This is a genomic window from Afifella pfennigii DSM 17143, from assembly GCF_000688515.1.
Classification (GTDB): domain Bacteria; phylum Pseudomonadota; class Alphaproteobacteria; order Rhizobiales; family Afifellaceae; genus Afifella; species Afifella pfennigii.
The window spans coordinates 78613-102193 of record NZ_JHZK01000004.1; the positions used below are offsets into that span (position 1 = coordinate 78613).

The following is a 23581-nucleotide window of genomic DNA, read 5'->3' on the forward strand; positions in this document are numbered from 1 at the left end:
CATGCAAAGCGATCGGGCAAGCCAGAAGCTGCGCATCGGCCTCGTCTTTCCGGGCGGCGGCTGCGAGGGCGATTATTACCGCTTCGAGGCCGCCAGCGGCGAGGCGGCGCGGGTCTATTTCAGCCGGGCCCGGCACGGCGTCGTCGACGGCGCCGACCATCATCCCGACGCGCTGCGCCAGACGGCGCGCGTTGAGTGGATCGGCGAGGCGGCGAGGCGGCTTTCCGCCGTGCCGCTCGACGTTCTGGTCTGGGCCTGCACCAGCGGCAGCTTCATCAACGGAAGGCGCTTCGCCGAGGAGCAGGCGGCAGCCCTCGCCAGGACCACAGGCGTTGCCGCCACCAGCACCTCGCTCGCCTTTCCCGCAGCGGCGGCGGCGCTCGGGGTGCGGCGGGTCAGCGTGCTCGCCACCTATCCTGAGGAGACGGCGGCGATCTTCCTCGCCTTCCTCAGCGAATTCGGCATCGAAGCGCTCAACATGAAGAGCCTCGGTTTCGACAGCGGCTGGAATTCCTCCGAATTCGCCACCGAAGCACTGGTGGAGGCTGCGGCGGGGGCGATGGCGCCAGATGCCGAGGCGCTCCTCATCCCCGATACGGCGCTGCCGACCTTCGCCGCGATCGAGGCCCTGGAGGCGCGGCTACAGCGCCCGGTGCTCAGCGCCAACGCGGTTTCGCTCTGGCACGCCATGCAGATCGCCGACCGCCCCATCCCCGTCTCAGGGCTCGGGCGCCTTCTCGCCGGCCAGGCCCGCGGCTGAACGCGGCGGGCATCGTCCGGCCGCCGTTCAGCGGATGAAGCCGGGAATATCCTCCAGCCGCACCACGTGGCAGTAGATCATGTTGATGATCTTCAGCTCGCATTCGTGCAGCTCCATGGTCGCGGCAGCGCAGCAATCCTCCACGAGGACGACGTTGAAGCTCTCGTCAGCGAGGCTGCGCACCGTGGAGCTGACGCACTGGTCGGTGAAGAGGCCGGCGGCGATGACGTTGCGGATGCCCATGTTGGCGAGGATGAGCCTCAGATTGGTGCCGGTCAGGGCGCTGTCCGTCGTCTTCATGACGGTGATCTCGTCGCCCTCAGGCGCCAGCTCGGCGACAATCTCGCTATCCTTGCGGCTCGCCGGCAGGAGAAGCTCGTTGAAGCCCGGCTTCTTGTGGCTCAGGGAACGCTCGCGCCCGTCCTTCGTCTGGCAGGCGATGCGGGCGTAGACGACCTCCACGCCGCGGGCCCTGGCAAGCTCGATCAGCTTCTTGGTGTTGGGAATCACCATGCCGGTGAGGCGCTCCGAAAAAGGCGCCCAGCGGGCTTCTTCTTCCTCCGTCTCCTTGGGCTCCAGGTACGTGTTCTGGATGTCGATGACGAGAACGGCGGTCTCTTCTGCCACCAGGACGATATCTTCCGGCTCCGGCGCGTCCTCGTAATAGAAGCTGCGCCAAGCCGTCTTCCAGTCGCTCATGCCTTTCGCCCCTTCACCGCCTCCAGCGTCGTGGTGATCGCCTCGCGCGCCCGCACCATCTCCTCCTTGGTGCCGGAAAGGAAGAGGCGGCCGGAGGCGCCCATCATCTGCACGTCGTTGATCACCGCGCCCGGCGCGGCGCGCTCCGCCTCGTTGGCGGCCACGCAGGCAAACAGCGCCGGCGCCATCTCGTAGATGAGCAGGCAGACGCCCGGCACCAGGATGGAAGCGTCGCGCGAGCGGTTGAGGATGATGGCGTGCTGGTCGGAAAGGTCCTCGATGATGTCGTGGAAAAGGATGGTCGGGGCGAGCTGGTCCGTCGCCTTGGCGCCGATGCCGGCGAGGATCGCCTTGCCGGCCGCCTCCACCTCTGCCTTGTCGCTGGAATGCAGCTCCAAGAGCCCGAACTGGCGCTCCGTGAAGAGAATGCCCGGCTCCATCTCCGGCGCCTCTTTCAGCGCCAGATCGGCGATGCGGTGGATGGCCAGCGCCGGCGCCACCTCGATGATGAGGCTGTGCTGGCCGGCGAAGGGCGGATAGCCGCGCGCCCGCGTCGGGCTCGACAGATAGGCGGCGAATTGCGGCCTAAGATCGTCAATAGGCAGATAGACCCTCAGCTCGGTCATGGCGCGGCCCCTTCGCCGGTCTTACCTTTCACTTCGCCGCGGCGGCGTCGAAATGCTTGCCGAGGTCCTGGTGCGGGCGCGGGATGACGTGGACGGCGGTCACCTCGCCGACCTGGTTGGCGGCTTCCGCACCTGCCTCCGTCGCCGCCTTCACCGCGCCGACATCGCCGCGCACCACCACGGAGACGAGACCGCCGCCGACCTCGTTGCGCGAGACGATCTCCACATTCGCCGCCTTCACCATGGCGTCGGCCCCGGCGAGCGCCGGCACGTAGCCGCGGGTTTCGATCATTCCAAGTGCCTGGTTGGCCATTGCCTTTCTCCTTCTCTTGAGGGCCCGGGGGACGATGCCCCGGCGCCCGTCATGCCTATTCGTCGATCGATCCGATGATGAGCGCGTCCACCGGCGCGCGTGCCTTGGTGAAATAGCCGGCGGCGACGGAACCCTGGGTAACGAGCACCGCCTCGCCTTCGGCGCAGCCGAGCGGATCGAAGGCGATCAGCCGGCCGCCGTCCTCCGTCTCCACCTCCAGAAGGGCGCCGTTCGGCAGCGTCTCCACATGCTTGGTCGACCAGACCCGGCCGGTCACGCGTCCTCGGATCATGTGCTGGCCCTTTCGATCTTGATGCCGCGCCGACGCAGCTCGTCGCCGGCAAGCGGGGTGAAGCGCACGCCCTTGGCGGCCGAGACGCTGCGCAGCCCCTCCGGCAGCCGGGCGACGTCGCGCTCCGTGACGAGGCCGCGCTCAAAGCGCACGGCGGACGGCGCGGCGCTCGGCGAAGGCGCCGCCGGCCGATGCGCCTCAAGCGGCGGGGCGCCGCCGGGGCCGAGCCGGAAGACGTAGCGCCCGGCGGCGATGTCGGCACGAAGCTTGTCATCCTCGGCGAGCCGCAACAGACGGCTGACGAAGGCGGCGAGATTCTGGTTGGTGCGAAGCGTCACCACCTCCTGGCGCGGCTCCGGCCGGGCGGCGCCCGCGCCGCCTCCCAGCCGCTCCAGCTCCTCGGCGAGGACCTCGCGGATCATGGCGCGCAGATCGCTCATCGGCGCGCTCCGAGCTCTCTGAGGGCGTCCTCTGCGGCGCTCCTGGCATTGCGCATCTCCGCCTCGTCGCCGGCGAGATAGACGCGCCCGTTGGCGCCGATCATGCGGTAGTCGATGAGCTTGACGTTGGCCGCCTTCTCCGCCTCGTTGCAGGCAAGAATGGCGTAGGAAGCCGGCTGGCACTCCAAAAGGAAAAGGCTGTCGCCGCCTAAGATCATCGAGCCGATGGTGTTGCGGTTGATGAGAAAAGCGTGCTGGTGGTCGATGCGGGTGACGATCTTGGAGGTGAGGATCTTCGGCGGGGCCGCATCCTCCTTGCGCGCGCCGAGCGCATCGAGCACCGCCTGCGCTCCGGCCTGCACCTCGGCGGTCGATTTGGAGTGAAACTCCAAGGTGCCGAACTGGCGCTCCACGACGAGAAGCCCCGCCTTCACCTCCGCGCCCTTCAGCGCCACATCGGTCAGTGCCTCGATATGCAGGCCCGGGGCGACCTCGATGACCTGCGCCGCCATGTTGCGGCGCGGCAGGCTGCCCCGCATCCAGGTGGCGAGATAGGCGAGCGTCTGCGGCTGCAGCTGGTCGATGAAAATGAAGGAGCGGAGCTCGGCCATGGTCACTTCTTCAAAAGGTCACGCAGTTCTTCGGCGATGAGACGGCGCAGTTCCTCGCGCGTGGCGCCGTCGACGGCCGGCGCGGCACGCTCCACCGGACGCGGCCGGTAAGCGCCGGAGCCCGGCACGCCATCGGAGGGAGCTTCGGGCAGCGGGCCGCCGAGCTCCGGCCCGAGGCCGCGATAATTCCCGAAGGTCTCCGAAGCCTCATAGGCGAGCCGCGTCCAATGGACGAGGTGCTGCGGGCCGATATTCTCGCCGATGGAGGAGCGGCCGAAATAGCCGGTGCCGATGGTGAAGCTCGGGGCAAGATGGGTGCCGAAGCCGGCGGCGCCCTGCGAGCAGGGGGCGTTGACCACCACCCGATAGGCCTCCACCGCGGCGGCAAAGGCCATCGTCACCCGCTCGTCGCCGGCATGCACCGCAGCCGAATGGCCGGCGCCGGTGAGACGCAGGACGGCGCGCGCCTGCGCCAGGGCCTGCGGACGGCTCTTGGCCACATGCATGGCCAGCACAGGGCAGAGCTTTTCGCGGCTTAGCGGCTCCTCCACGCCGATTTGGGCGATCGGCGCCACCAGGATTTTGGTGGAGGACGGCACCTTGATGCAACATTCCTCGGCGATCCAAGCGGCGTCGCGGCCAAGTGCCTCCACGTTGAAGCCGCGCGCATGGAAGAGGAAACGGCGCAGCCGCTCAACCTCCTCCGCGCCGCACAGATAGGCGCCGGCCGCCTTCAGCGCCTGGGAAAGCCGCCGCTCCACCGCCGGCAAGGTGATGAGGACGCTCTCATTGGTGCACAGGATGGAATTGTCGAAGGCCTTCGATTGAACGATGCGACGCGCCGCCTTGTCGATATCGGCGGAGCTGTCGACATAGACCGGCGCATTGCCCGGCCCCACCCCGATCGCCGGATTGGAGGAGGAATAGGCCGCCCGCACCATGGCCGTGCCGCCGGTCGCCAGGATGACGTTGGTCTTGGGCGAGGACATGAAGGCCTCCACCAGCGGGATGGAGGGCTCGGCGACGATCTGGATGATGGCCGGGGGTGCGCCGGCCGCCTCGGCCGCCTCAACGAGCCGACCTGCGGCGTCGAGACTACATTCGCGCGCCGCAGGATGCGGGCTGACGACGATGGCGTTGCGGGTCATCAGCGCCAGAAGCACCTTGTAGTTCAGCGTCGCGATCGGATTGGTGGAGGGCGTCAGCGCGAAAACGACACCCGCCGGACGAGGCAGCTCGACGATCTTGCGGGTCTCGTCGATGCGCGGGCTGACGAAATCCTCCTCGCGGTAATGCTCCACCAGGGGCCTGGCCGTCAGCTCGTTCTTTATCTTCTTGTCGGCGGCGACGCCGAAACCCGTCTCGCGCACGGCCCATTCGGCGAGCCTTGCCGCATTGGCATGGGCCGCCTCGGCGACCGCGTCGACGATGGCCATAGTGGCGGCCCGATCGTAGCGCTGGAAGACGGTGGAGGCCCATCGCGCCCGCTCCAGCATCATGTCGGCGCGGCCGTGCATGGCCGCCGGCGTGCCGGAAATGTCGACGAGGGTGCGGATTTCCGGCTGCATCAGAACGCCCTCCGCCGCCCGCCCATCACCTCCTCGCGAGCAAGGCCGACGGCGATCTCCACCCGGCGCAAGAGATCCTCCGCGTCGGCCTGGGTGAGAAGCAGGCCCGGCTTGAACTGCAGGACGCGCGGATCGAGCGTGGAAAAGATCGCCCAGACGCCGTTCTCGTAGAGATGCTTCATCACCGGCTTGGCGCCCTGGGGGTGGTTGAATTCCAGCCCCATGACGACGCCGTGCTGGCGGATGCCGATGAAGAAGTCGGCATATTCGGCCATGATCTCGTCGAGGCCGGCGCGGATGAAGTCGGAGATGAAGCGCACCATGGTGCGCACTTCCGGCCGCTGCACGATCTCCAGCGTCTTCATGGCGACGACGCAGCCGAGCTCGGCGCCGCCCATGGTGGAGATGTGGCCGAAGCCGTCCTCCTTCAGCCAGCCGCCGCATCGCTCGGAGATGAGCACGCAGGCGATCGGGTACATGCCGCCGGAGATGCCCTTGCCCGTCACCATGATGTCGGGCTCCACGCCGTATTTCATGCAGCCCCACATCTCGCCGCAGCGCATCAAGCCGGTCTGCACCTCATCGGCGATGTAGAGGGCGTCGTAGCGCTCGCAGAGCTTCTTGACCGCCGGCAGATAGCCCTCATGCGGCATCGGAAAGCCGTAGGTCGCCGGGATCGTCTCCATGATGACGGCGGCCACGTCGCGGCCCTTCAGCGCGTCCTCCATGGCGCCAAGGTCGTTGAAGGGCACCTGGACGAACTCGCCCTCGGTATCCTCCGACAAGAACAGCTTGGAGAAGCGCTCGTCGCCGGTCTTCACCGCGAGGCCGGTATGGCCGTGATAGGCCTTGATGATGGAGACGATCTTGCGCTTCTTGGCGGTGTGGCGAGCCGTCTTGATGGCGATATCGATCGCCTCGCCGCCACCGGAGCCATAGGCGGTGTATTTCATGTCCGGCGCAGGGGCGCAGGCGGCGAGCGCCTCCGCCAGCGCCGTGCGGGCAAGCGCGGGGAAATGATGGTTGCCCATGTCGAAGCGCGCCGTGCCGGCCTTCAGCACTTCCACGAGCTCGGGATGGCGATGGCCGAGATTGTAGGTGCCGCCGTTCAGATGGACGTCGATCAGCCGCCTTCCGTCCATGTCGTAAAGGTAGTAGCCCTCGCGCCGGTCGATGACGAGATCGACGCCCATGTCGATCCAGTCCTGGGTCTTGCCGGGGTTCCAGAACGCCTTGGAGCGCTCAAGAAATTCGAGCTTTTCCTGGCTCATAGGGCTTCCCGTTGCGAGCATTGCGACATCATGGCCAATCGCCGGCGGCCCTGCTTGACAGGCGCCAGGTGCCGGTTGACAGGCCTCAGGCGAAGTCCTGCAGATAGGCTTCGCCCAGCTCGGCGGAGACCGGCGCGAAATCGGCGGCCAGCGCCTGCGGCTCCGGCGCTTCGATATGGCTGCCAATCCAGGCGAGCAGGGCGAGCCGGCGCAGCATGACGAAGGTGTCGAGCTCGGCCGCCTCCTCTTGCGGAAGCTCGCGCACCTTGCGGTAGCCGCGCACCCAGGAACGCTCCAGCTCCGGCACCATCGGATTGTCCTCCATGAAGCTGATGCCGGTGGCGAAGTCGTAGAGGAACCAGCCGAAGCCGCAATCGTCGAAGTCGATGAGCTCGGTGCGCCTGCCGTTGACGAGGAGATTGGCAAGGCGCATGTCGGCATGGACGAGGCCGTAGCGATCCGGGCCCTTGCCGAAGGCCGTCAGCCGCTTCGTCACCGTCGCCTCCACCCGCTCAAGGATGCCGCCGATTTCTGGCGTGACGTTCGGCGCGTCACGCCAGTTCCCCCAGGTGGCGTTCGGGCCGAACACGGCATCAAGATCCCAGGTCAGCCGCTCGAAGGGCTGCGGCCGCTGCCAGGAGATGGAATGCAGATGCGTGCGGGCGGCGATTTCGCCGAGATCCTCGAACGAGTTGACGAGATCGTGCGTCTCGTCCGGCTGCTCGCCGTCGAAATACTCAAACAGCACCATGAAGCGCGGATTGGGCAGCGGCTCCACGCGGCCGGACTGGATGAGCTTGCCGTTGCGGCCGGCAATGGCGGGCGGCGTGGTGATCGCCCCGTCCTCGCGCAGCGCCCGCGACCAGGCGAGCTCGCATTCGATGGCGCGCTCGGTGTGGTAGTTCTCGCGGTGGATGCGCAGGACCGACTTATAGCCCGGCGCCTCCACCAGATAGGTCGCGTTCTCCGACACGTTGATGAGGCGCGCGCGCGCCCCTTCCGGGATGTCCCAGAGATGCAACGAGGCATTCGCCAGCACCTCCAGATGCTTCAGCAGCTCCTCGAGCGGCATGTCGCTGGTCGCCATCGCCCTACTCCTCCGGCTCGATCCTCGGCCCTGCCTCAGATCTCGGCCATCGCCTCGAGCGATTCCGGCAGAATCTGGCCGCCGTCGACGACGATCTGCTGACCGGTGATGTAGGCCGCCTCGTCGGAGGCGAAGAAGAGCGCCGCGTGGCCGATATCCTCCACCTCGCCGAGGCGCTTCAGCGGAATGGAGGCGGCCATGGTGTCGAGATATTCCTGGCCGAGGTCCTGAAGCCCCTCGGTGAAGATGTTGCCGGGCATCACCGCGTTGATGGTGGTGTTGTAGCGCGACAGCTCCATCGCCGCGGTCTTCAAGAAGCCGAGCTGCCCGGCCTTGGAAGCGCCGTAATGGGCCCAGCCGGGGAAGCCGGTGACCGGGCCGGTGATGGAGGAGGTGAGGACGACCCTGCCCTTCCCCGCTCTGTCGAAATGCGGGATCGAAGCCTTCACGCACAAAAAGGCGGAGCGGAGATTGGTGGCCATCACCCGGTCCCATTCGGCGATGTCCATCTCCACCATCTTGGTCTGCGGGAAGATGCCGGCATTGGCGCACATCACGTCGAGCCCGCCCTGGGCGGCGGCGGCGCTGTCGACCATCCGCTTCACCTCGTCCCAGTCGCAGACATCGCAGATCTCGTAGCGAAGCGCGCCGCCCTCCCCGGCAAGCTCGTCGCAGGTCGCCTTCAGCTCCTGCTCGTGGCGCGCCACGATGGTGACCTTGGCCCCGTGGCGGGCGAAGACCTTGGCGATGCCGCGACCGATGCCCTTAGAGCCGCCGGTGACGATGACGCTCCTGTCCTTGATCGACGTCAGCATGCGTTAACCTCCCGTGTCGTTGTCAGCCCCTTTGGGGCGGTTGTTTCGCGCCTTGCGCAGCAGCCAGGTCATGGCGAAAGCCAGGATGAGAATGCAGAAGGAGCCGACGACCGACATGATGCCGACGGTCGGCACCAGCGGCGAATAGCCGGAGACCATCTTGGCGTAGAGCCATTCCGGCAGCGTGGAATCGGCGCCGGTGGTGAAGAGCGAGAGCGGGAAATTCCCCCAACTCAGAAGGAAGGCGAAGAGCCCGGCGGCAACGATGCCGGGCATCAGCAGCGGCAGGGTGATTTCGCGCAGGATGAGGAAGGTGGAGGCGCCCATATCGCGCGCCGCCTCTTCCAGCGCGGGATCGAAGGAATAGGCGCGAATGGCGATGATCAGGGTGGCGATCGGCGCGATCCAGACAAGATGCGCCACGACGGCGGTCTTCCAGGTCGGGATGATGCCGACGGAGTTGAACCACATCAAAAGCGCCAGGCCGAGCACGGTCTGGGGAAAGAAGATCGGCAACAGGATCAGCTTCTGGAAGGTGCCGCGATAGCGCCAGTGGTAGCGGGCGAAGGCGAGCGCGCCGAAGAAGCCGATCACCATGGAGACGATGGTGACGATGATGGCGACCTTCAGCGAGGTGGTGACCAGATCGGCGACCGTCGGGCTTTCCAGCGCGCGAGCATACCATTCCGTGGAATAGCGTTTGATCGGAAAGCTCAGATAGCGCGCCCTGGAGACGGAGGCGAAGCCGACGGAGACGAGCGGCAGATAGAGGATGACGATCGCCAGAACGCCGTAGAGGTAGAGGGCGATCTTGGTGGAGCGGCTCGCCGGCATCAGCGTCTGCGCCCCATGATTGTATCGAGGTCGATACGGGTAACGGCGACAATCGCCAGCGCGCCGATGATGAGGATGAGGACCATCGACAGCGCCGAGCCGAGCGGCCAGTTCTGCCCATAGGTGAAGGCGGTCTCGATCTCGTCGGCGATGACGATGACCGACTGGCCGCCGAGGAGCTTCGATTCCGCCAGGGCGCCGGTCGCCAGCACGAAGGAGAGCAGGCAGCCGACGACGATGCCGGGGGCGGCCAGCGGCAGCTCGATCTCCCACAGAACCCGCCAGCGCGAGGCGCCGAGATCGGCGGCGGCCTGGCGCGCATCGTCCGGCACCATGGCGATACCCTGCGCCAGGGGAAAGAGCATGAAGGGAAAGTAGACGTAGACGAGGCCGAACACGATGATCGGCACGTTGTAGAGCGGGCTTTCGAAGCCGACGCCGGTCAAGGCGCGGAAGTGACCTTCCACGAGGCCGCCCTTCATCAGCGTCAGCACCCAGCCGAACAGGCGGATATTCTCCGACACGAAAAGGCTCATCACCACCGCGACGGTGAGGACGAGGGTGAAGCGGCCGAAGACCTTGGCCATGCCGTAGGCGAGCGGCCAGGAGATGAGGAAAAGGACGATGGTGGAGACGAGCGCCATGCCCAGCGACCAGGCGAGCGGGCCGTAATAGCCCTGCTGGAAGAACACCCGGTAGGCGGAAAAGTCCGGCGCGTTGAAGAGGCTGAAGACGCGCTGCGGCATCACCGAGAAAACGGCGATGACGAGGAGCGGCGCCAGGAAGGCGACGGCCAGAAGCATCGCCAGGGGCAGGGCGCTGAAGAAGCCGAGCCTGCGGTCGAGACGCTCCATCACGCCTCGCGGATGAGATGCGTGTTCTCGACGTCCCAGCCGAGAACCACCTCGCTGCCGATGGCGCCGGCAAAACGGTCCTCGCGCAGCTTCTCAATGGTGAGCCTGGAGCCGGAAGCGGCCTCCACCTCGTACTGGATGCGCGAGCCGAGGGCGTATTCCTCGCGCAGGATGCCGCGCACGATGAAATCGGCGGTCTCCCCGGAGACCAGAAAACGGACGAATTCCGGCCGCACCATGAGGATGCCTCGCTCGCCCTGCGGCAGGGCGATATCGGCGGCGCCCGCCTCGCCGTTGGCGTGGATCTCGACGCCATGGCCATAGAGCCCGCCGCTCGCGGTGCCCTCCACGTCGAAAAGATTCACCTCGCCCATGAACTCAGCGACGAAACGGCTGATCGGACGGGCATAGATCTCGTCGGCGACGGCGATCTGCTCGAAGCGCCCCTTGCGCATGATGGCGATGCGATCCGACATCACCATCGCCTCCTCCAGGCTGTGGGTGATGTAGACGAAGGTCTTGCCGGTGCGGTGGTGAAGGTCCTTCAGCTCCTTCTCCAAGGCCTTGCGCAGCCGGTAGTCGAGCGCCGAAAGCGGCTCGTCGAAGAAGAGAATCTCAGGATCGAAGGCGAGCGCCCTTGCCAGCGCCACACGCTGCTGCTCGCCGCCGGAGCATTGGCGGATGCGCTTGTGGTAGTAGTCGGCCGGCAGATGCAGCAGCTCCAGAAGCTCCAGCGCCCGCGCCCGGCGGCTGCTTTCGCTCTCGCCGCGGATCTTCAGCGGAAACTCGATGTTCTGCCCGACCGTCATATGCGGAAACAGCGCCAGCGACTGGAAGACCATGCAGGTCGGGCGCTTGTTGGCGGGCGTTTCGTCGATGCGCTCGCTGCGCAGCCAGATGGAGCCCTCGCTCACCTCCTCCATGCCGACGAGGAGGCGAATGAGGGTCGACTTGCCGCTGCCGGACGGCCCGACGATGGTCAGGAACTCGCCCTCGTTGATATCCAGACTGATACCTTGCAGCGCCGTGAAATCGCCGAAGCGCTTCACGATATTGTCGAGGCGCAGAAACGGCTCGGAAGACATTTCGACCTGTCAGACGGATGCCGGAGACAAGATCCCCGGCGCGGGCGCCGGGGAGAAGGGCATGCCTCAGCCGCGCTTGGCGGCGTTGTAGATCTCGTTGAGATCGGCGTAGGAGGCGACGACCTGGTAGTCGAGCGAGCGGGCCATCTCCTCTTCCAGGCTGTCCCACTGGATGGCGTCGAGCTCTTCCTCGTCGAACTGGGACATCACCGCGTCGCTGCCCATCTGGCTGACCGGATTGTAGGTCCCCTCGGCGAAGGCGACGGCCTTGCAGATTTCCGGCTTCTGCACGAACTCCAGGAAATCCTCGGCGAGCTTGGAGGGATCGGGATTGTTGACCGCCGAGGTCAGCTCGATCCACACGACGCCGCCCTTGCCGTCGACGGGGCCCGATTTGGGCGTGATGGCACGCACATTCATGGCACCGTCATAGCGGGCCGGAGAGGCCGTGTAGGTGCCGCCGGTGAAGTAGGCGTCGATCTCGCCGTTGATGAGCGCGGTGTTCATGGCGACGAGGTCGTCGGTCAAGAGCTTGGCGCCGCCGAAGATCTTGTCGGCCGCCTCCCTGAACTGCGCCTTGCCCGCATCGTCCATCTCTCTGAACGGGTCGAGCCCGGCCGTCAGGCAGAGATGCATGATGTTCCAGTTGTCGTAAGTCAGCACGCCGTAGCGGTCGTTCATGCCGGCATCCAGGAAAAGGTTCCAGCCTTCGTCCTCGGCCATTTCCCGGCTGATCTTGTCGGTGTTGACGACGAAGCTGAACGGGCCGTAGCGCTGCGGCATGCCGATCAAATTTCCGTCATCGGCAAAGGCGAGCGGATAGGGCTCGGCGAAGGTCGGCAGCATCGTGTCGAAATAGGGCATGAACCGCTCCTTGCTGAGCGGCTTGATCAGGTTTTCCGGATAGAGCTGATCGCGCGCCCAGGGCTGGTTCACGTTGATGAGATCCCAGACATTGACCTCTCCCGCGCGCAACTTGTTGATCATGTCGGGGTCGGATGTGCCGCTTTCGGCGCGCACGCTGGCACCTGGATTGGCCTCGCGGAAGGGGCCGAGCACATCGTCGGAATTGTAGCCCTCCCAGCACAGGATGTTGAGCTGGTCGTCACGTGCGGCGAAGGCTTTGCCGGCCGGCCCGAGGGCCGCCAAGCCCGCAGCCCCGGCCATGCCAGCTGAGAACTGGCGACGGGTCAGTTTCATGAGCGCTCCTCCTTGAGCAAAGGGGGGACCTCTGGCGGATCCTTGACGCTAGAGTGCCGGCTTTGGCCCCCGCCTGCTTGACAGCGGCCGGCGCAGATTTAACAGCCGCCCGCCAGGCACTTGCTCGCTCGCGGCAAGCAAGAAAGCAGCGAGACTTGACTCTACGGCACTTGGCCACGCTATCCTTCCGGGCTTCAGCCATGTGAGGGAAGTCTTGGCGATCGCTTCTGACATCCCCGAGACCGAAACGATCGCTCCGCCGAAAGTGTTGGCGTCGGCCGCCACCGGAGCGACTGACCTCTTCTGCCGACGCGGCGGAGACGTGGAAACGATCTTCGGGCGCGCCGGTCTTCGCCTCACCGATCTCGGAAGCCCGGTCAACGAGCTTGATCTCAAAGGATATTGCGCGCTCTTCGAGGAAGCCGCCACGGCGACGCAATACGACAATATCGGCCTGGAGTTCGGCCAAAGATTTCTGCCCAAACATCTCGGCGTCATCGGCTACGCGGCGATCAGCTCGCCTACCCTCGCCGCGGCGCTGCGCAACATGGAACGCTACTTTCCCGCCCATCAGGGGCAGACGAGCTTCGGCCTGCTGCAGGATAGCGGCGTGTTATGGCTGAGCTATCGCATCTACGATCCGCGTATCGCCCGCCGCCGGCAGGACGCGGAACTGTCGCTCGGCATGTTCTGCAACATCTTCAAATCGGCGCTCGGGCCGGACTGGGCGCCCTTGGAAATCCGCTTCGAGCACGAACGGCCGGGCGAGTATCATGCCCACGAAAAGGCTTTCGGGGCACCCGTCCGGTTCGGCCGGCGCACCAACGCCATCGCCTTCCGCCGGCGCGATCTCGACGCCAGCATGCCGCAACAGGATCCCTTTCTCTTCTCCGTCATCACCCCCTTCCTGGAGCGACGCTGCGCCCTGCAGGAGGATCCGGAGGATTTCGCCACCGTGGTGCGCAACCAGATCAAGCTGCATCTGGGCGATACGATTCCGACGCTTTCGGAGATCGCCCGCATCCTCGGCCTGCCGGACCAGGCCTTCCAGCGGCGCCTCAAAGCGAGCGGCGTCGCCTTCGCCGACCTTTTGAAAGCCGCGCGCCACGAGCTGGCGCTGCATTATCTGAGCGATCCCGATATGCCGCTGACGGAGATCGCCTACTGCCTCGGCTATTCGGAGCTATCGGCCTTTTCGCGCGCCTTCCGCAACTGGACGGGCATGAGCCCCCAGCGCTACCGGCGCACGCGCCAGCGCCGCCCCTTCCTTACGGCCTGAATGACGCGGCGCCCCCGGCAAGGGGCGCCGCGCGCATTGCTTGTTTTAGAGCGTCTCAGATCTCTGCGAGGGTCTTGCGGAAAATGTCGACGATCTCATCGACATGGCTCCGCTCGGCAATCAGCGAGGGGGCGATGATGCCGGTATCGCCGGTGAACTTCACGTGGCAACCGTTCCAGAAGAGCTTCTTCTGCAATTCGGTGCCGCGCGCGCCGGGCGCGCCGTCCTGCGGCCAGACCTCCACGCCGGCCATCAGCCCGTAGCCGCGGATGTCGTGCACCACCTCCATGTCCCTCAGCGTATAGACGGCGTCGAGGAAATAATCGCTGAGCTCGGCGGCGCGCTGAAACAGACCCTCGCTCTCGTAGATCTCCAGCGTCGCCAACCCCGCCGCGCAGGCGGCCGGATGCGCCGAATAGGTATAGCCGTGGAAGAACTCGATGGCGTCCTTGGGCGCGGCGTCGGTGATGGTGTCGTAGACTTCGTCGCGGCTCGCCACCGCGCCCATCGGGATGGCGCCGTTGGTGATCGCCTTGGCCATGGTCATGAGGTCTGGCGTGACGCCGAAAGCGTCGGCGGCGAAGGGCGCGCCGAGGCGCCCGAAGCCGGTGATCACCTCGTCGAAAACGAGGAGGATGCCGTGCTGGTCGCAGATTTCCCTGAGACGCTCCAGATAGCCCTTGGGCGGCACCAGCGTGCCGGTCGAGCCGGCCACCGGCTCCACGAAGACGGCGGCGATGGTGGAGCCGCCATAGGTGTCGCAAAAGCGCTGCAGATCCTCCGCCAGCTCCGCCCCCTTCTCCGGCTGGCCGCGCTGGAAGGTGTTGTCGGGGTCCCAGGTATGGCGCAAGGCGACGACGTTGGGGATGACGCCGGCAAAGCTCTCGCGGTTCTTCACCATACCCGACAAGGACACGCCGCCGATATTGACGCCGTGATAGGCGCGCTCGCGCGAGACGAAGCGCAGGCGATGACCCTCGCCGCGGGCGCGGTGATAGGCCATGACCATCTTCAGCGCCGTGTCGATGGCCTCCGAGCCGGAATTGACGAAGAAGACATGGTTGAAGCCTTCCGGCAGGATGCGCGTCAGCTTGTTGGCGAGCGCGAAGGAGCCGGGATGGCCGAGCTGGAAATGCGGCGAGTAATCGTTCTGCAGCATCTGGGCGTAGACCGCATCGGCGATCTCGCGCCGCCCATGGCCGGCCGCGACGTTGAAGAGGCTGGAGGAACCGTCGACGATTTTGCCGCCCTTATGGTCCCAGAGATACATGCCCTCGCTCTTGACCACCAGGCGCGGGGCGGCCCGAAAGTCGCGGTTGGCGGTGAACGGCATCCAATGCTCGGCCAGCGAGTTGGTGGCGAATTTCTGCAAGGGCTCGGCGAGCATCTGCATCGGTGTTTCCTCCAAGGGAGACTCTAAAGCGACAGAATAGCGCGGCAGCTGGACCGACTTCTTGCACCAGAGGCCGGCTGCCCAGCATGCCAGGCCTCGCCTCGCCTAGGCGGCAAGGGCTTCTTGAAGCGGCATATAGGGCATTTCCGTCAGCGCCTCATGCACCGCCGCATGGGTGAGACGCCCCTGGTGGACGTTGAGGCCGGCGGCCAGATGCGGGTCTTCCGCGCTTGCCACGCGCCAGCCCTTGTCGGCGAGGGCGAGAACGAAGGGCAAGGTGGCGTTGTTCAGCGCCTCGGCGGAGGTGCGCGGCACCGCGCCCGGCATGTTGGCGACGCAGTAATGGGTCACCTCGTCGACCTTGTAGACCGGGTCGTCATGCGTCGTGGGGCGCGAGGTCTCAAAGCAGCCGCCCTGGTCGATGGCGACGTCGACGACGACCGAGCCCGGCTTCATGGTGGCGATCATCTGCCGGCTGACGAGCTTGGGCGCGGCAGCTCCGGGAATGAGCACGCCGCCGATGACCAGATCGGCCTCGGCCACATGGCGCTCGATGGAATCCTTCGTCGAGAAGACGGTGTCGAGCGTGCGGCCGAACTGGGTCCAAAGGCGCCGCAGCGCGTCGTTGGAAGCGTCGAGCACGCAGACATCGGCCCCCATGCCGATGGCGATATGGGCGGCATGGGTGCCGACCGTGCCGCCGCCGAGAATGACGACCTTGGCCGGATCGACGCCCGGCACGCCGCCGAGCAGCACGCCGAGGCCGCCATGGGCGTATTCCAGATAATAGGCGCCGGCCTGGATCGACATGCGGCCGGCAACCTCCGACATCGGCCTTAGAAGCGGCAGGCCGCCGGAAGGGCTGGTGACGGTCTCGTAGGCGATGGCGGTGGCGCCGGAGGCGATGAGCTCGCGCGCCTGGTCCGGATCGGGGGCGAGATGCAGATAGGTGAAGAGCAGTTGCCCCTCGCGAAGGGCGGCGCGCTCGCTCGCCTGCGGCTCCTTCACCTTGACGATCATGTCGGCGCGGGCGAAGACCTCGCCTGCATCGGGCAGAATGGTGGCCCCCGCCGCCTCGTAATCGGCGTCCAGGCGCCCGATGCCGGCCCCCGCGCCGGTCTCCACGAAAACCTCGTGACCATGTGCCACCACCTCCCGCACCGAGGCGGGAACGAGCCCCACCCGATGCTCCGAGGCCTTGATTTCCTTGGGCACTCCAACGCGCATCCACTATCTCCGAGCTTGTGAAGGCGCGGTAGATTACGAGGCGCCGCGCCCGCCGATAGGACCAGAGCCCGCCCCGCCCGTGGTTCAGACGGGCGCCTCAGGCCGCCAACAAGGGCAGGCCTGAAGCGGCCCGCGCCAGGGCGCGCACCCCATCCTCGATGCGCCGCATCTCTATCGCGGTCACGCCCATGCGGAAAGTGTTGCCGGCACCGCGCGGATCGGCGTGGAAAACCCGGCCCGGCTCCACGATGACGCTCTCGGCGCGGGCCGCCTCCACCAGTCGGTCGGCATCGAACCCCTTCGGACCTTGCAGCCAGAGCGAGGTGCCGGCGCGGCCCGGACCGTGATCGAAATCGGGAAGGTGGCGGCTGAGCGCGGCGCGCAGCGTCTGCCGCTTCTCGCGGATGGAGGCGGAGAGGCGGCGGATGAGCGCGTCGTGATGGCCGAGGGAGAGGAAGATGGCGACGGCGCGCTGGTTGTTGGCGGGCGGGTGGCGCAGCATCAGCCGGCGCAGGCGGCGCAGATCGGCGATGAGATCGGCGTCGCCGACGAGATAACCAAGACGAAGGCCGGGAGCGAGGGTCTTCGACAGCGAGCCCACGAAGACCACCCGCCCCTCCTTGTCGAGGCTCTTCAGCGCCGGCAGGGCGGCCTCGCCGCTTTCCATGTCGTCGAGGAGCTGGCTGTCATAATCGTCCTCGATGATGAGGCCGTCCGATGCCCCGGCCCAGGAAAGCAAAGCCTGGCGGCGGGCGATCGGCAGGCGCGCGGCCGTCGGGCATTGATGGCTCGGCGTGCAGAAGACGATGCGGCAATCCTCCGGTATCTGGCTCGGGTCCAGTCCCTTGGCATCGACAGGCACGGGCACGACCCGGTCGGTGTGCAGGCCGAAAATGAGGCGCGCATCGGGATAGCCCGGATCCTCCATGGCGACGGCGCTATCCTTGCGCAGCAGCAGCGAGGCCAAGAGAAACAGGCCGTTCTGGGCGCCGAGCGTGACAACCACCTCGTCGGAGCGGGCGAAGATGCCCCGCCGCGGCAGGATGCGGGTGCGGATCTGCTCGATGAGGAGGGGGTCATCCTTGTCGACCATGTCGGCCGCCCAATCGTAGATCTCGCGCACGCCGAGCGCCATGCGCACGCATTCGCGCCATTCGTTGGTGGGAAAGAGCGAGGGGTCGAACTGGCCGTAGACGAAGGGGTAGCGGTAGGAGAGCCAATCGCGCGGCTTGTCCAGCGCCTGCAGCTTCTTCAGGCGCGGCGGCACCAGGGACGACCAGTCCGGGCCGGGCCCTTCCCGGGCCGGCTCGACCGAGGCCTCGCCATCCAGAGACGGCAGGATGTCCGGATTGACGAAATGGCCGTGACGCTCCCGGGCGATCAGGAAGCCCTGGTCGACGAGATGCTGATAGGCCAGCACGACCGTGCCGCGCGCCACGTTGATATGGCGGGCGAGCGTGCGACAGGAGGGTAGCGGCTGGGCGGCGGGAATCTGGCCGTTGAGAATCGCCGCTACGACGGTCTGTCGAATCTGGGCCTGAAGGGTCTGGCCGCTGTCCATGGACATCTGGAACAGACCGGCCCACATGGCGCTGTCGCTGCGCATGCCGTTGCGTCAACTCTTGTGAGGTCGATATGCGCCGTCAAGCTTGCATGGCGGGGCGGAGAGGGCAAGGTCTGTACCAACCTCTTAAGCCAAGATTGCGCCGCCCGATGGAAGGGTCGGCGCCAGCCGGCCCGAGCGATGGCGCTTGCCCTGGCCCAACGAGGTGTTAGCATCTGGTCCTAACGAGCGACCTCAGCTTCGGGCGGGCTAAAAAATCCGTTCCGCACCCGTCGTACCCGTCCTTGGGTCGGGCCACTCCGTGGCGGAGGCGGCACGAACAAGCGAGCCCAAAAGGGCCGAAACGGCAACCAGCCGAACAGGGGAACTGAGATGACATCGAAACTTGCAAGCCTTGCACTTGCCGGAGCCCTGGCGGCCGGCATCGTGCTTCCCGGCAGCCTCGCGCTGGCGCAGGACAAGCCCGACAAGGTCACCGTCGCCTACTTCCTGGAATGGCCGACGGCGAACCAGGTAGCGCAGATGAACGACACCTATTCGGAGCGCCTTGGCGTGCCGGTGGAATGGCGCGCCTTCGGCAACGGCAACGAGATGACCCAGGCGATGGTCTCCGGCGATGTCGACATCGCCTATTCGCAAGGCTTCGTGCCGTTCATCGTCGGCGTCTCCAACAACGCTCCGATCGAATTGGTGGGCATCGCCGTCACCTACGCGGAGAACGACCTTTGCGTGGTGCGCGACGATGCCGGCATCACCCAGGAGAACGCCAAGGAGCTGGAAGGCAAGAAGGTGGCGACGCCGATCGGCAACGTCACCCACTACAAGCTCCTGAAGACGCTGGAGCATCTGGGCGTCGATTCTTCCAAGGTCGATCTCGTGCAGATGAACCCGGCCGACGCCGCCGTGGCGCTGGTGCGCGGCGACGTGCCGATGGCCTGCGCCTTCGGCGGCGCCATCAACCGCATGCGCGAAGTCGGCAAGCCGCTGATGACCGGCGCCGAGCAGGAGGCGGTGGGCATCAACACCTTCGACATCATCTCCGTGCGCTCCGACTTTGCCGAGCAGTATCCCGATCTCGTCAAGGAATTCCTCGTCGTCACCGAGGAGGCCAACGCGGCCTACAAGAACAGCCCGGAAGAGAGCTACGAGACCATCGCCAAGGCGGCCGGCATGGATGTCGACGCCACCAAGGGCATGCTCGCCAATTTCGGCTTCCCGACGGCCGAAGACCAAAAGAGCGAGAACTGGCTCGGCGGCGGCGTGCAGGAAATGGCCAAGGGCGTCGCCGACGTGATGGTGCAAGCCGGCGGCATGGAGGAGGCGCTCGAGGACTATTCCGGCGCCGTCGATCCGAGCTACCTGCCTTAAGCGCATAACCGGGCGGCCGCCAAGGCCGCCCAACCGCCTTCACGAGGACGACAACCCACGGAAGGGGTCCCTTGCCCATGGACGGATTGCGGATCGAGAACCTTTCCATGGTCTTCAGCCTGCCCAATGGCGGCAGGATCCAGGCCCTGAAGGACGTGTCGCTGCATCTGGCGCCAGGCGAGCTGATGTCGGTGCTCGGCCCTTCCGGCTGCGGGAAGACCACGCTCCTCAACATCGTCGCCGGCTTCCTCGCCCCGACCGCCGGCCGCGTTCAGCTCAACGGCCACGAGGTGAAGGGGCCGGATGCTGAGCGCGGCATGGTCTTCCAGCAGGGGGCGCTGTTCGAATGGCTGTCGGTGGAGCGCAACGTCGCCTTCGGCCCGAAGATGGCGGGAAAGCCGGCGGCGGAAATCCGCCAGACGGTCGAACATCTCCTCGAGGTGACCGGCCTGCAGGGCTTCGGCGACAAGCCGGTCTACCAGCTTTCCGGCGGCATGCAGCAGCGCGTCGCGCTCGCCCGCTGCCTGGCCAACGACCCCGACCTCATCTTGATGGACGAGCCGCTCGGGGCACTCGACGCGCTAACGCGCGAGAAGATGCAGGGCCTCGTCCTGAGGCTCTGGAAGGAGACCGGCAAGACCATCGTCCTCATCACCCATTCGGTGGAGGAGGCGCTGTTCCTCGGCGAGCGGCTGGTGGTGATGGCGCCGCGGCCCGGGCGGGTGCACAAGACCTACGAGCTTCCCTTCGCCGACCGGGGACTTGAGGAAAGCCCCAGGAGCATCAAGGCGAGCCAGGAATTCATCGCCGTGCGCGAGGAGGTCCTCTCCATGATCTGGGAAATGGAGGAGGAGATCATGGGACGGGCGGGAGCCGGCTAAAGCCAGGAGGAACACCATGACCGACCAGGCGCAGAGCGAAGGACGACCCGAAACCGACGACGGCGAAATGGCGGCGAGGCTTTCCGAACAAGGCTCGGCCGGCCCTTCCGGCCTCGCCGTCTGGCTCGGTATCGCCGACAACACCTTCACCCGGCAAAAGACGGTGAAGTTCGGTGACGCCTCGGCGGTCAATTCGGGGCGGCTTTACTCGATCCTCACCGTGATTGCGCTTTTCACGCTGTGGTGGCTGGCCACCAACCTCGGCTGGGTGAAACCGATCTTCTGGCCCTCGCTGGGGATGGTGGGCGAGCGCCTCGGCAAGCTGATTTCCGACGGCTTTCGCAACTTCACCCTATGGGAGCATGTGTGGATCAGCGTCTACCGGGTGCTGACCGGCGTTCTCCTCGGCGCACTCGTGGGCATCCCGCTCGGCTTCGCCATGGGCCTCTCCTCGCTGGCGCGCGGCGTCTTCGACCCGATCGTGGAGTTCATGCGGCCGATCCCGCCGCTCGCGCTTATCCCGCTCATCATCCTGTGGTTCGGCATCGACGAGACGGCGAAAATCTCGCTGCTCTTCCTCGCCTCGCTGTTCATCATGACGATCGCCGCGCGCGCCGGCGTCTCCTCGGTGCGCATCTCCAAGGTGCATGCCGCCTATTCGCTCGGCGCCTCCAAGCTGCAGGTGCTGCGCCACGTCATCCTGCCGAACGCGCTGCCTGAGATCTTCACCGGCCTCAGGACGGCGATGGGCGTGTGCTGGGGCACGGTGGTGGCGGCCGAGCTCGTCGCCGCCGACCGCGGCGTCGGCTCCATGATCATGATCGCCAAGAATTTCCTGCAGACCGATACCGTGGTCATCGGCATCATCATCATCGGGCTCATCGGCTATTCCATCGAGCTGTTGATGCGGCTCCTGGAGAGCTGGCTCATCCCCTGGAAGGGCAAGGCGTAGCCGGGCGGCGCAAGCCCAAGGCGCGGCGCCATCACGCATGGCGCCGCGCGGCCGCCTATTCGCCGTAGGGTATCCAGATGTTCTTCACCTGCGTGGCATGGCGGAGGAACGCCTCGCCCTCGCCGGCCGGGCCAGCCCAGTCGAGGAGCCGGCCGTCGCACGCCCAGACGGGCTTCAGGTTTCCCGCCGCCGCGCGCTCAAAATCGGCCAGCCCTCGCGGACCAGAAAAATGCCAGGCGGCCGCGATGTCTTCGTGGCCGCCGATAGTGGCGCCGAGCTCCGCGGGGTCGCCGGTGACGATGTTGACGACGCCGCCCGGCACGTCGGAGGTATCGAGCAGCTGATAGAAATCCGTCGCCGCCAGCGGCCAAAGGGCGGACGGCGCGGCGACGACGCGGTTGCCCATGGCGATGGCCGGCGTCACCAGCGAGACGAAGGCGAGGAGCGGCGCCTGGCTCGGGCAGAGGATGCCCATGACGCCGTGGGGCTCCGGCATGGCGAGGGTGACGTGCCGCGCCAGGGTGGAATGAACGCGCCCGTCGTATTTGTCGGCGTAGGCGGCATAAAGGAAGATACGCCGGATGGCGGCGGCCACCTCCGCCTCGGCTTCCTTTCGGGGCGCGCCGCACATCTCCCGCAGTCCTTCGGCGAAGCCCTCACCGCGCGCTTCCAGGTTCTCGGCGAGATAATAAAGCACCTGCGCGCGCTGATGGCCGCTCATCGCCGTCCAGCCGGCGGCCTTGTGCGCGGCTTCCACGGCGTTCCTGATATCCTTGCGTCCCCCGAGCGGGGCCTGGCCGACCTCGATGCCGCCCGGGCTGCGCACACTATAGACATGGCCGCCATCGGGCCGCGCCTGCCGGCCGCCGATATAGAGCTTGGCGGTGCGGTCGAGGCGAGGCAGGCCGTTCTTGTCGGCGGGGGCACGAAAGGCGGGCGCCACGGAAAAATCGGGCTCCGGCAGCCTGGCCGGCTTCTTGCGGCCGGGCGCAGAAAGCGGCCTCAGATATTCCCACATGCCTTCCCGGCCGCCCTCGCGGCCAAAGCCGCTCTCCTTCACGCCGCCAAAGCCGGCGGCGGCGTCGAAGAGGTTAGCGGCGTTCACCCAGACGGTGCCGGCCCGAAGCCTCGCCGCCACGTGCAGCGCCAGATTGACATTCTCCGTCCAGAGCGAGGCGGCGAGACCGTAGCGGGAATGGTTGGCGAGCATCACCGCCTCATCGGGGGTGCGGAAACTCATGGAGGCGAGCACGGGCCCGAAAATCTCCTCCTGCGCCACGATGGAAGCCGGCGCGACTTCCGTGAGCAGCGTCGGCGGGAAATAGAAGCCGGCCTTCGGCACCGTTGCGTCCGGCTGCCAGCAGGCGGCACCTTCGCGGCAGCCGGCCTCCACCAGGGCGCGCACGCGCGACAGCTGGGCCGCATCGACGAGGGGGCCGATATCGGTCGATTTATCCAACGGCTCGCCGAGGCGCAGCTTCGCCATGCGGCGGCGAAGCTTGTCGTGCAGGCGCTCCGCCACGCTCTCCTGCACCAGAAGCCGGGAGCCGGCGCAGCAGACCTCGCCCTGGTTGAAGAAGATGGAATCGACCAGGCCCTCCACGGCGGCGTCAAGGTCGGCATCGTCGAAGACGATAAAGGGCGACTTGCCGCCGAGCTCCAGGGAAAGCTTCTTGCCCGTGCCGGCAAGCGCGGCGCGGATTTTTCGCCCGACATCGGTGGAGCCGGTGAAGGCGACCTTGGCGACGTCTTCATGCGCCACCAGCGCGGCACCGGTCTGCCCATCGCCGGTGACGATGTTGACGACGCCGGAAGGCAGCCCCGCCTCGCCGAGAAGCTCGGCGAAGGCGAGCGCGGTCAGCGGCGTCTGCTCGGCCGGCTTCAACACCACCGTGTTGCCGGCCGCGAGGGCCGGCGCCAGCTTCCAGGCAAGCATCATGAACGGGAAATTCCACGGTATGATTTGGCCGCAAACACCAAGCGGGCCATAGCCGGCAAACTCGCTCTCCATCAGCTCGGCCCAGCCGGCATGGTGGGTGAAATGCCGGGCGACGAGCGGCAGGTCGATATCGCGGCTCTCGCGGATGGGCTTGCCGTTATCAAGGCTCTCCAGGACGGCGAAGAAGCGAGCGCGCTTCTGGATAAGGCGGGCAACGGCGTAGAGGTAGCGGGCGCGGACATGGCCTGAGAGGCCGGCCCATTTCGCCAGCGCCTTCTTGGCGGCGGCAACGGCCGCGTCGATATCGGCCGCCGAGCCTTGCGCCACGCGCGCCAGCGCCGCGCCGTTCACCGGGCTCAGCGTCTCAAAGGCGCCGCCTTCTTGCGGCGCCAGGAAACGCCCGCCGATGAAATGGCCAAAGCCCGCCTCGTGCGCGGCCAGCCAGTCGCGCACGGCAGCGTCCGCTTCCGGCGCCGGACCGTATTCCATGGTCTGAAAAATCTCCTTCACCGCGGTCATCTCG

23 protein-coding genes are annotated in these 23581 nt (G+C 66.5%); 5 read left to right on the top strand and 18 right to left on the bottom strand.

Translation table 11 applies throughout. The annotated features are described in order from the left end of the window. Nucleotide 1: 1 nt before the first annotated feature. Entirely contained in the window at nucleotides 2-760 is a 759-nt protein-coding gene (locus Q331_RS0105025) for a maleate cis-trans isomerase family protein (RefSeq protein ID WP_026379777.1), read from the top strand. Between the two features lie 27 nt (nucleotides 761-787). On the opposite strand, the gene Q331_RS0105030 is transcribed toward Q331_RS0105025, so the two are convergent. From Q331_RS0105030 to Q331_RS0105095, 14 genes are all read right to left on the bottom strand, one after another. After that, nucleotides 788-1459 (bottom strand): cysteine hydrolase family protein, encoded by a 672-nt coding sequence (locus tag Q331_RS0105030; RefSeq protein WP_026379778.1) that lies wholly within the window; start codon nucleotides 1457-1459, stop codon nucleotides 788-790. Next, nucleotides 1456-2085 carry a microcompartment protein gene (locus Q331_RS0105035; RefSeq protein WP_026379779.1) on the bottom strand — a complete coding sequence of 210 codons (630 nt, stop codon included), beginning with the start codon at nucleotides 2083-2085 and terminating at the stop codon, nucleotides 1456-1458. The genes Q331_RS0105030 and Q331_RS0105035 overlap by 4 nt, the downstream gene beginning before the upstream one ends. 28 nt (nucleotides 2086-2113) lie before the next feature. Beyond that, nucleotides 2114-2398 (bottom strand): BMC domain-containing protein, encoded by a 285-nt coding sequence (locus Q331_RS0105040; RefSeq protein WP_026379780.1) that lies wholly within the window; start codon nucleotides 2396-2398, stop codon nucleotides 2114-2116. A 55-nt stretch (nucleotides 2399-2453) separates the two neighbouring features. Further along, complete coding sequence (locus Q331_RS0105045) at nucleotides 2454-2690, bottom strand: EutN/CcmL family microcompartment protein (RefSeq protein ID WP_026379781.1); 237 nt, start codon at nucleotides 2688-2690, stop codon at nucleotides 2454-2456. Further along, complete coding sequence (locus Q331_RS20080; protein WP_051630601.1) at nucleotides 2687-3130, bottom strand: hypothetical protein; 444 nt, start codon at nucleotides 3128-3130, stop codon at nucleotides 2687-2689. Before Q331_RS20080 ends, Q331_RS0105045 begins: the two co-directional genes overlap by 4 nt. After that, nucleotides 3127-3741, bottom strand: a complete 615-nt coding sequence (locus tag Q331_RS0105055) for a BMC domain-containing protein (RefSeq protein ID WP_026379782.1) — start codon at nucleotides 3739-3741, stop codon at nucleotides 3127-3129. The genes Q331_RS20080 and Q331_RS0105055 overlap by 4 nt, the downstream gene beginning before the upstream one ends. Before the next feature lie 2 nt (nucleotides 3742-3743). Beyond that, on the bottom strand, nucleotides 3744-5309 hold the full coding sequence (locus Q331_RS0105060; protein WP_084174771.1) for an aldehyde dehydrogenase family protein: 1566 nt from the start codon (nucleotides 5307-5309) through the stop codon (nucleotides 3744-3746). Continuing rightward, nucleotides 5309-6580, bottom strand: coding sequence for a class-III pyridoxal-phosphate-dependent aminotransferase (locus tag Q331_RS0105065; RefSeq protein ID WP_245615509.1), 1272 nt, complete (start codon nucleotides 6578-6580; stop codon nucleotides 5309-5311). Before Q331_RS0105065 ends, Q331_RS0105060 begins: the two co-directional genes overlap by 1 nt. An 85-nt stretch (nucleotides 6581-6665) precedes the next feature. Beyond that, the gene (locus Q331_RS0105070; RefSeq protein ID WP_245615510.1) at nucleotides 6666-7667 is read right to left on the bottom strand and encodes a phosphotransferase enzyme family protein; all 1002 of its coding nucleotides are present in this window, start codon (nucleotides 7665-7667) and stop codon (nucleotides 6666-6668) included. Nucleotides 7668-7702: 35 nt separating this feature from the next. Further along, nucleotides 7703-8482, bottom strand: a complete 780-nt coding sequence (gene fabG / locus Q331_RS0105075; protein ID WP_026379786.1) for a 3-oxoacyl-ACP reductase FabG — start codon at nucleotides 8480-8482, stop codon at nucleotides 7703-7705. Nucleotides 8483-8485: 3 nt separating this feature from the next. Then, nucleotides 8486-9316, bottom strand: a complete 831-nt coding sequence (locus Q331_RS0105080; protein ID WP_026379787.1) for an ABC transporter permease — start codon at nucleotides 9314-9316, stop codon at nucleotides 8486-8488. Then, nucleotides 9316-10170 carry an ABC transporter permease gene (locus Q331_RS0105085; protein ID WP_026379788.1) on the bottom strand — a complete coding sequence of 285 codons (855 nt, stop codon included), beginning with the start codon at nucleotides 10168-10170 and terminating at the stop codon, nucleotides 9316-9318. The genes Q331_RS0105080 and Q331_RS0105085 overlap by 1 nt, the downstream gene beginning before the upstream one ends. Beyond that, nucleotides 10170-11255, bottom strand: coding sequence for an ABC transporter ATP-binding protein (locus Q331_RS0105090; RefSeq protein WP_026379789.1), 1086 nt, complete (start codon nucleotides 11253-11255; stop codon nucleotides 10170-10172). Before Q331_RS0105090 ends, Q331_RS0105085 begins: the two co-directional genes overlap by 1 nt. Before the next feature lie 66 nt (nucleotides 11256-11321). After that, nucleotides 11322-12455 (bottom strand): ABC transporter substrate-binding protein, encoded by a 1134-nt coding sequence (locus Q331_RS0105095; protein ID WP_026379790.1) that lies wholly within the window; start codon nucleotides 12453-12455, stop codon nucleotides 11322-11324. A 322-nt stretch (nucleotides 12456-12777) separates the two neighbouring features. Between Q331_RS0105095 and qhpR the strand changes: the two genes are divergently transcribed. Further along, nucleotides 12778-13734, top strand: a complete 957-nt coding sequence (gene qhpR, locus Q331_RS0105100; RefSeq protein WP_051630602.1) for an AraC-like transcriptional regulator QhpR — start codon at nucleotides 12778-12780, stop codon at nucleotides 13732-13734. A 55-nt stretch (nucleotides 13735-13789) separates the two neighbouring features. Here qhpR and Q331_RS0105105 read toward each other — a convergent pair whose 3' ends face one another. From Q331_RS0105105 to pdxR, 3 genes are all read right to left on the bottom strand, one after another. Further along, nucleotides 13790-15127 (bottom strand): aspartate aminotransferase family protein, encoded by a 1338-nt coding sequence (locus Q331_RS0105105; RefSeq protein WP_034491093.1) that lies wholly within the window; start codon nucleotides 15125-15127, stop codon nucleotides 13790-13792. A gap of 105 nt (nucleotides 15128-15232) precedes the next feature. Next, a complete protein-coding gene (ald, locus tag Q331_RS0105110) occupies nucleotides 15233-16354 on the bottom strand; it encodes an alanine dehydrogenase (protein WP_026379793.1) in 1122 nt (373 codons plus the stop codon). A gap of 97 nt (nucleotides 16355-16451) precedes the next feature. Beyond that, complete coding sequence (pdxR, locus tag Q331_RS0105115) at nucleotides 16452-17960, bottom strand: MocR-like pyridoxine biosynthesis transcription factor PdxR (RefSeq protein ID WP_026379794.1); 1509 nt, start codon at nucleotides 17958-17960, stop codon at nucleotides 16452-16454. A gap of 330 nt (nucleotides 17961-18290) precedes the next feature. On the opposite strand from pdxR, the gene Q331_RS0105120 reads away from it, so the two are divergent. The 3 genes from Q331_RS0105120 (at nucleotide 18291) to Q331_RS20085 (ending at nucleotide 21119) form a co-directional block, all read left to right on the top strand. Continuing rightward, nucleotides 18291-19286 (top strand): taurine ABC transporter substrate-binding protein, encoded by a 996-nt coding sequence (locus Q331_RS0105120; RefSeq protein ID WP_026379795.1) that lies wholly within the window; start codon nucleotides 18291-18293, stop codon nucleotides 19284-19286. A gap of 77 nt (nucleotides 19287-19363) precedes the next feature. Further along, complete coding sequence (locus tag Q331_RS0105125; RefSeq protein ID WP_026379796.1) at nucleotides 19364-20167, top strand: taurine ABC transporter ATP-binding protein; 804 nt, start codon at nucleotides 19364-19366, stop codon at nucleotides 20165-20167. A 16-nt stretch (nucleotides 20168-20183) separates the two neighbouring features. Beyond that, nucleotides 20184-21119: an ABC transporter permease gene (locus Q331_RS20085; RefSeq protein WP_210164909.1), complete on the top strand. Its 936-nt coding sequence runs from the start codon at nucleotides 20184-20186 to the stop codon at nucleotides 21117-21119. Between the two features lie 55 nt (nucleotides 21120-21174). Here Q331_RS20085 and Q331_RS0105135 read toward each other — a convergent pair whose 3' ends face one another. Then, complete coding sequence (locus tag Q331_RS0105135) at nucleotides 21175-23577, bottom strand: aldehyde dehydrogenase family protein (RefSeq protein ID WP_026379797.1); 2403 nt, start codon at nucleotides 23575-23577, stop codon at nucleotides 21175-21177. Nucleotides 23578-23581 lie beyond the last annotated feature (4 nt).